The organism is Sphingobacterium sp. UBA5670, from assembly GCF_002420705.1.
Taxonomy (GTDB): domain Bacteria; phylum Bacteroidota; class Bacteroidia; order Sphingobacteriales; family Sphingobacteriaceae; genus Sphingobacterium.
On record NZ_DIIM01000009.1, the window covers coordinates 156,571 to 163,021 of the forward strand.

At 39.3% G+C, this 6,451-nt stretch carries 6 protein-coding genes; 5 read left to right on the forward strand and 1 reads right to left on the reverse strand.

Annotated elements, in window-relative coordinates:
• Window positions 1-456: an SsrA-binding protein SmpB gene (smpB, locus tag B3C94_RS08970; RefSeq protein ID WP_293902248.1), complete on the reverse strand. Its 456-nt coding sequence runs from the start codon at window positions 454-456 to the stop codon at window positions 1-3.
• A 410-nt stretch (window positions 457-866) separates the two neighbouring features.
• Here smpB and spt point away from each other — a divergent pair, with 410 nt between their 5' ends.
• From spt to B3C94_RS08995, 5 genes are read left to right on the forward strand one after another with little or no spacing between them, the layout of a single operon-like run.
• Complete coding sequence (spt, locus tag B3C94_RS08975; protein WP_046672730.1) at window positions 867-2,066, forward strand: serine palmitoyltransferase; 1,200 nt, start codon at window positions 867-869, stop codon at window positions 2,064-2,066.
• 13 nt (window positions 2,067-2,079) lie between these two features.
• Window positions 2,080-3,201, forward strand: coding sequence for a hypothetical protein (locus B3C94_RS08980; RefSeq protein WP_293902255.1), 1,122 nt, complete (start codon window positions 2,080-2,082; stop codon window positions 3,199-3,201).
• Window positions 3,198-4,190, forward strand: a complete 993-nt coding sequence (locus tag B3C94_RS08985; protein WP_293902258.1) for an NAD-dependent epimerase/dehydratase family protein — start codon at window positions 3,198-3,200, stop codon at window positions 4,188-4,190. The genes B3C94_RS08980 and B3C94_RS08985 overlap by 4 nt, the downstream gene beginning before the upstream one ends.
• A 9-nt stretch (window positions 4,191-4,199) precedes the next feature.
• The gene (locus B3C94_RS08990; RefSeq protein WP_293902260.1) at window positions 4,200-4,892 is read left to right on the forward strand and encodes a CDP-alcohol phosphatidyltransferase family protein; all 693 of its coding nucleotides are present in this window, start codon (window positions 4,200-4,202) and stop codon (window positions 4,890-4,892) included.
• A 2-nt stretch (window positions 4,893-4,894) separates the two neighbouring features.
• Window positions 4,895-5,293 (forward strand): GtrA family protein, encoded by a 399-nt coding sequence (locus tag B3C94_RS08995; RefSeq protein WP_293902263.1) that lies wholly within the window; start codon window positions 4,895-4,897, stop codon window positions 5,291-5,293.
• The last annotated feature ends 1,158 nt before the right edge of the window (window positions 5,294-6,451 follow it).

Here is a 6,451-nt window from a genome sequence, read left to right on the forward strand (position 1 = left end):
CTAGAATTTCATCACACGATCAAGCTCACGTTTGACATCTCTTTCTTTGATGTTTTCTCGTTTGTCAAAATCTTTTTTACCCTGAGCTAAGGCGATTTCAACTTTCGCAAAACCACGGGCACTGATAAAAATGCGTAGCGGGACGATGGTAAAACCGCGTTCTTCGCCTTTCTCTTTTAATTTTTTTAATTCTCTTTTTGTTAATAACAGTTGACGGTCGCGTTTTGCCTCATGGTTATAGAAAGAGCCCATGGAGTATTCGGCAATATGCATGTTACGGATATATAGGCCGTCCTCAAAAAAAGTACAGAAACTGTCATTAATATTCGCCTTTCCTTCGCGAATAGATTTTATTTCTGTTCCCAATAACCGAATTCCTGCAATGTACTTGTCCAGTAAGTGATATTCAAAAGAAGCTTTTTTATTTTTTATATTGATATCTGAAGATAAAGCCATATATTGTTGTATATTAGTAAGTCTATACCATTGCTATTGCAATGAACCTAAATGTAACTAATTATAGGATAATTTAAAGTTCGCAAATATAATTATTAAAATTGTCTTATTTTAAAGTAGAATTGTGTGGATAGATGTTAGCGGAGTATTAAAATAAAATTAACTGTTTTGGGCGATGTGTTAAAAATATGACTAAATTTAAGTGAAAGTCAGATTATGTTTTCGTATGTTTGCAACGTTTTTTGGAATTATTGTGAATATATACAACGTAGAATTTCAACTTACATTGTGGATATAGCAGATTTTTAATCGGAGGCCGAGTTTTTTATATAAAAGTCCAATTCGATAATTTTGTTTGTTACAATAACATCTAAAAGTTAGAAATAGTTTTAGAAATACCTTCTTATCGCATGAGTAAAGGAAAGTTAGGCGAAAAAATATCGCAATTTAAGATTGTTGAGGAGTTGAAAGCTAAGGGCTTATATGCCTATTTTAGACCTATTCAATCAAAACAAGATACCGAAGTAAAAATCGATGGTAGACGTGTATTGATGTTTGGTTCTAACTCTTATTTAGGGTTAACAACTGATACACGTATTATAAAAGCAGCGCAAGACGCTTTGGAAAAGTATGGTACAGGATGTGCTGGATCTCGTTTCTTAAACGGTACGTTGGATATTCACGTGGAACTGGAAGAAAAATTATCTGCTTATGTAGGTAAAGAAGCCGCTATTCTTTTTAGTACAGGATTCCAATCAAATCTAGGGCCTTTGTCATGTCTAATGGGACGTAATGATTATATTTTGTTAGATGAACGCGATCACGCATCAATTATTGATGGTAGCCGTTTGTCTTTTTCTAAAGTAATCAAATACGGTCACAACAATATGGAGGACTTACGTGCGAAATTATCTCGCCTACCTGAAGATAGTGCGAAGTTAATCTGTACGGACGGTATCTTTAGTATGGAGGGTGATATTGTTAATTTGCCTGAGCTTACTTCGATTGCCAATGAGTTTGACGCTGCCGTTATGGTGGATGATGCACATAGTTTAGGTGTTATTGGGCACAAAGGAGCTGGTACGGCTTCGCATTTTGGGCTTAATGATGATGTAGACTTGATCATGGGTACATTTAGTAAATCTTTGGCGTCTTTAGGTGGATTTGTGGCAGGTGATGCTGATGTAATTGATTTCTTAAAACACAATGCGCGTTCTGTGATGTTCAGCGCTTCAATGACCCCAGCTTCAGTAGCTTCAACATTGAAAGCTTTGGAAATTATTCAAAATGAACCAGAGCATATTGAAAAATTGTGGAAAAATACAGATTATGCCAAAGCACAATTATTAGATCATGGATTTGATTTAGGTGCTACGGAAAGCCCTATTTTACCTATCTTTATTCGTAGTAATGAAAAAACGTTCTGGGTAACGAAAATGCTCCAAGATGATGGTGTATTTGTTAATCCAGTTGTTTCTCCAGCAGTTCCTGCTGAAGAGTCTTTGATCCGTTTCTCATTGATGGCGACACATACTTATGACCAAATCGACGAAGCTATTGAGAAGATGGTTAAAGTATTCAAACAAGCTGAAGTTGAAACATTAATATAAAATCTAATCGTATATGATTCAGATTATACCCGTTGAAACAAAGAAACAAAGACGGCTGTTTATAGATTTCCCTCATAGTCTCTATGAGGGAAATCCTAATTATGTACCTGCCTTATTTCTTGAGCAAAACGATCTGCTTTCCCCTGATAAGCATCCCTTTTATAAACATTCTCAAGCACAACCTTTTTTGGCTTATCGTGACGATAAGATTGTTGGCCGTATTTGTGCCATCTGGAACAACAACCATAATGCCTTTAATCATGTGAATGAAGGGCAATGGGGATTTTTCGATTGTATAGATGATCAAGAGGTCGCAAACGCGTTGTTTGAAACAGCAGAAAAATGGGTTAAAGCGAAAGGCGGGGATACGATTGTCGGTCCGATCAATTTATCTACCAATGATACCGTTGGTTTATTGGTTGAAGGTTTTGATAAGCCCCCTGTAGCCATGATGCCTTATAATTCGCCTTATTACATCGACCTGATTACGAATGCGGGCTATGGGCATAAAGTGGATCTCAGAGCCTATTTGGTGATGGAAAAGTCTGCAGATAAACGCTCTGTATTGCTTTTGGATAGGTTAGAGGAGCGTTTGAAAAGATCTGGTATTACATTGCGTCAATTCAATGTGAAGGATTTTAAAAACGAAGCAGCGAAAGTTCGTGATATTTACAATAGAGCCTGGGATAAAAATTCGGGATTTGTTCCGATGACGGAAGACGAATTTAATTATACAGCTAAGGATCTAAAAATGATTCTCGACCCACGTTTTGCTATCGTGGCAGAGAAAGATGGAGAGCTTGTTGGTTTTGGTTTGGGCATACCGGATATTAACCAGATCCTTATCAAAGTTAAGCGTGGACGTTTACTTCCTACAGGTATTTTTAAATTGTTGTTTGGGAAGAAAAAAATTAATTTGCTTCGTGTATTGATGTTGGGTGTGTTGGAAGATTACCGGAAATTAGGTATAGAAGCATGTTTATATGGACGAATTATTAAGGAATCAAAAGATTCGAATATTAAGGGCGCCGAATGTTCATGGATGTTGGAGCATAATTATATGATGAACCATGCCATCGAACAAATGAATGGAGAATTGTACAAACGTTATCGTTTGTATCAAAAATCATTATGATAGAAAAAATATTAATCACCGGAGCGAGTGGTTTTGTAGGCTATCATTTGACAAGAGCAGCGAAAGAAGCAGGAATGGAAGTTCATGCTGCGGTGAGGAAGTCAAGTGATGTCTCGGAAATTCGCTCCGTTGTGGATAAATTTGTTTATCCAAATTTCTCCGATGAAGCATCCATTAGGGAATTGCTGGAAGCGGAAAATTACACCTATGTTGTTCATGCTGCGGCCATGACTCGTGCCAAACATGAAGAAGATCTCGAAAAAGTCAATGTTGGTTACACCAAAAACTTGGCTTCTGCTTGTTTTTCTTTGAAAAATCCAATCAAAAGATTTGTTTTTGTCAGTAGCCTCGCAGCGATAGGTCCTGTGAGCTATGATGCTAAGCTGATCGATGAAAGTAATCCTTATTGTCCTGTTACAGCATATGGACGTAGTAAGCGAAAAGCAGAGCTCGCATTGAGTGATTTTAAAGATCAACCGCTGACAATTTTGCGTCCTACGGCAGTATATGGCCCGCGGGAAAAGGATATTTTTATTCTTTTTAAAACAATGAATGGAGGTATGGATGCGTATGTTGGCCGCTCACCCCAAAAACTTAGCTTTATTTATGTCGCCGACTTGGTGCAGGCAATTATTCATGCCTGCCGTTTTGACCGAGGTGGAAAACAGGTGTATAACCTCAGCGACGGACAGGTTTATGATCGTTATGAAATGGCAAAGTTTTTCAAAGAGTTTAGCCAAAAGAAAATGATCCGTATGCATATTCCTTTAGGTGTCGTAAAGACTATAGCCGTTATTTTTGAACGTTTGTATAAAAATTCTAAAGCAATTCCCGTTCTATATCCCGAACGGTTGAATGAGCTTACAGCTGAAAACTGGGGCTGTGATATCGCAGCGGCCCAACGTCAGATACAATATCAGCCTAAATATGATTTGAAGAAGGGCTTAATGGAAGCATTGGCTTGGTATAAAGAAAATAAATGGCTATAATCGCAAATAATGAGTGAGTTAAAAATAAATAAAAAACTTTTTCAGGATAGAAAGAGAACAAATATCTTAAGTGAACCTGAACAAAAGCTTATTTCGTATCTCGTTCCCCGGATCCCAAATTGGATTACTTCGGATGGGCTTACGGCAATTGGTTTTTTAGGTTCATTAATGATCTTGGGCAGCTTTATATTGGCGGAATATGTTGATATCCGTTATTTACTTTTAGGAATTCCCGGTTTTTTTGTCCAATGGTTTGGTGATTCATTGGATGGGCGTATTGCATTTTATCGCAATAAATCCCGTCGTTGGTACGGTTTTGCATTGGATATTGTAATGGATTGGATCAGCACGGTTTTTATTGGATTAGGATATGTTCTGTACACTGTGGGAGATTACAAGTATCTTGGATTCACCTTGGTAGCTTTATATGGTTGGGCAATGATCATTTCTCAGCTTAGATACCGAATTACAGATAAATATACAATAGATGCTGGAATTTTGGGACCGACTGAAATTCGGGTGATTATTTCATTGGTTATGCTATTGGAAGTTTTGATGCCTGGGTCTATTAATTGGTGTGTGCTAGTTATTTGCATTGCACTTTTTATCATTAATACAAACGATACGCGCCTACTTCTTAAATTAGGTGATGAAAAAGATAAAGAGGATAAATTGAAAAAACAGCAGGAGGAGGCTATTTAGCGATGTCTTCAAAAGTTATTACTTTTTTAAAAGCTCAACTTTCCGCCTTTTTAGGCGGATTGTTTGATTTTGGAGTGTACTCAGCCTGTTATAAGCTCCTTCATATCAGTGCACCTTTTTCTAATGCAATAAGTGGTAGCCTTGGTGCTGTTGTTAATTTTTTGATCAATCGTTATTGGTCATTTGGCAGCACCCAAAAGTCTGTGAGGAGTCAGCTATGGAAATTTGTGATTGTTGTATGCGGCAGCATTGCATTGAAGTCTACCGGTATTCATTTTCTGGTTGATATATATCATCTGAATTTTCTGTTTTCAAAACTTGTTGTTGAGTTGCTCGTTTCTCTGGGATTCAACTATACGCTTCAGCGCTTTTGGGTCTTCAAAGCTGAGGAGAAATCGTAATTCCTTTTTTGAGAATCAGCCTTAGCTGGTTTCAGTTCCATTTCTATTTTCTAATCTTCTGATTTCGCACACTTCTACTGTTACTATTTTTTTTAAACAGCATGTTAGTTGGGCATTAACCCGAAAGACTGTTCCTTTACTACAATCCGGATTCAGGCCGATGCAAAGGCCGATGCTGGTAATGCGCAAGGCAAAATGCTTTTTCATAATGTAAACTTTCGTTGTGTAACAGGGATTTTTCGCATATTTATCCTATGCGAGTCCGAGTATTTGGTGTTTTTTGGCTATTTTTCGATAGTTCTGGGAAAGAGGCTCCGCTGGGTTTCGTTTCGTTTTTTGCGATGAATAGGCGATGAATATGCCTTGAATCTATCTTGAAAGGGCCTAACGAGGGCCTAACTAGGGCTTAGCTTCGCCCTGCGAGCAGGGTGCGTCTATCTTGAAAGCTACCTGATTCCATACTAAACACGGACTCAACACGGACTCAGCTCGGACTTACCCTGGATTCATGGTGTATTACGGATAAATAAACAGTACTTATGTGACGCTTTAAACCTGCGGGTATATCGACTTAAACCTGCGGGGGTGAGCGAAACAAGAGCTGCTCCACAGCATCGTTACATTAAGGCATTCCTAGTCCGATGCTGCCCCCTCCAAAAATTCTTTTTAGGTCTTTATAGCGTGTTTTCCCGAGTTGTTCACGTGTTTACAGTGTTGCTGCGGAGTTTTTCGGCTGCGGTTCGGGGCAGCGTTGGCCCCTGGTCGGGGCATCCGGGGGGCATGGTCGCAACCGGAACGCCATTTGTCCTTGATGCTAGCGGGGTGAGTCAGGGTTATAGTCGGAGGCAACACGGAAGGAACACGGACGCAGCACGCTGGCAGACCGAACCTGTCCACAGGCTGTCCCGAAGCTGTCCCGAAGCTGTTCCGAACCCGCGCGGGCCCTAGCAGGGAGCAGGTGCGGAGGGGGCCGGAGGTTTCCGCAGGCTCTTCCCCGCAGCTGGCTTTTAATCTCCTCGCTGCGCCCCGGTTTCCCCCTAGACGGGGAATAATTCTGGACTTCTTATCCCTTAGTGTAGTTTTTGTTTATTGTTAGCATAGCCTTAAGTTAGATTTAGTTTAGGTCTTACCTATACTATACCTAAACTAAACCTAAAC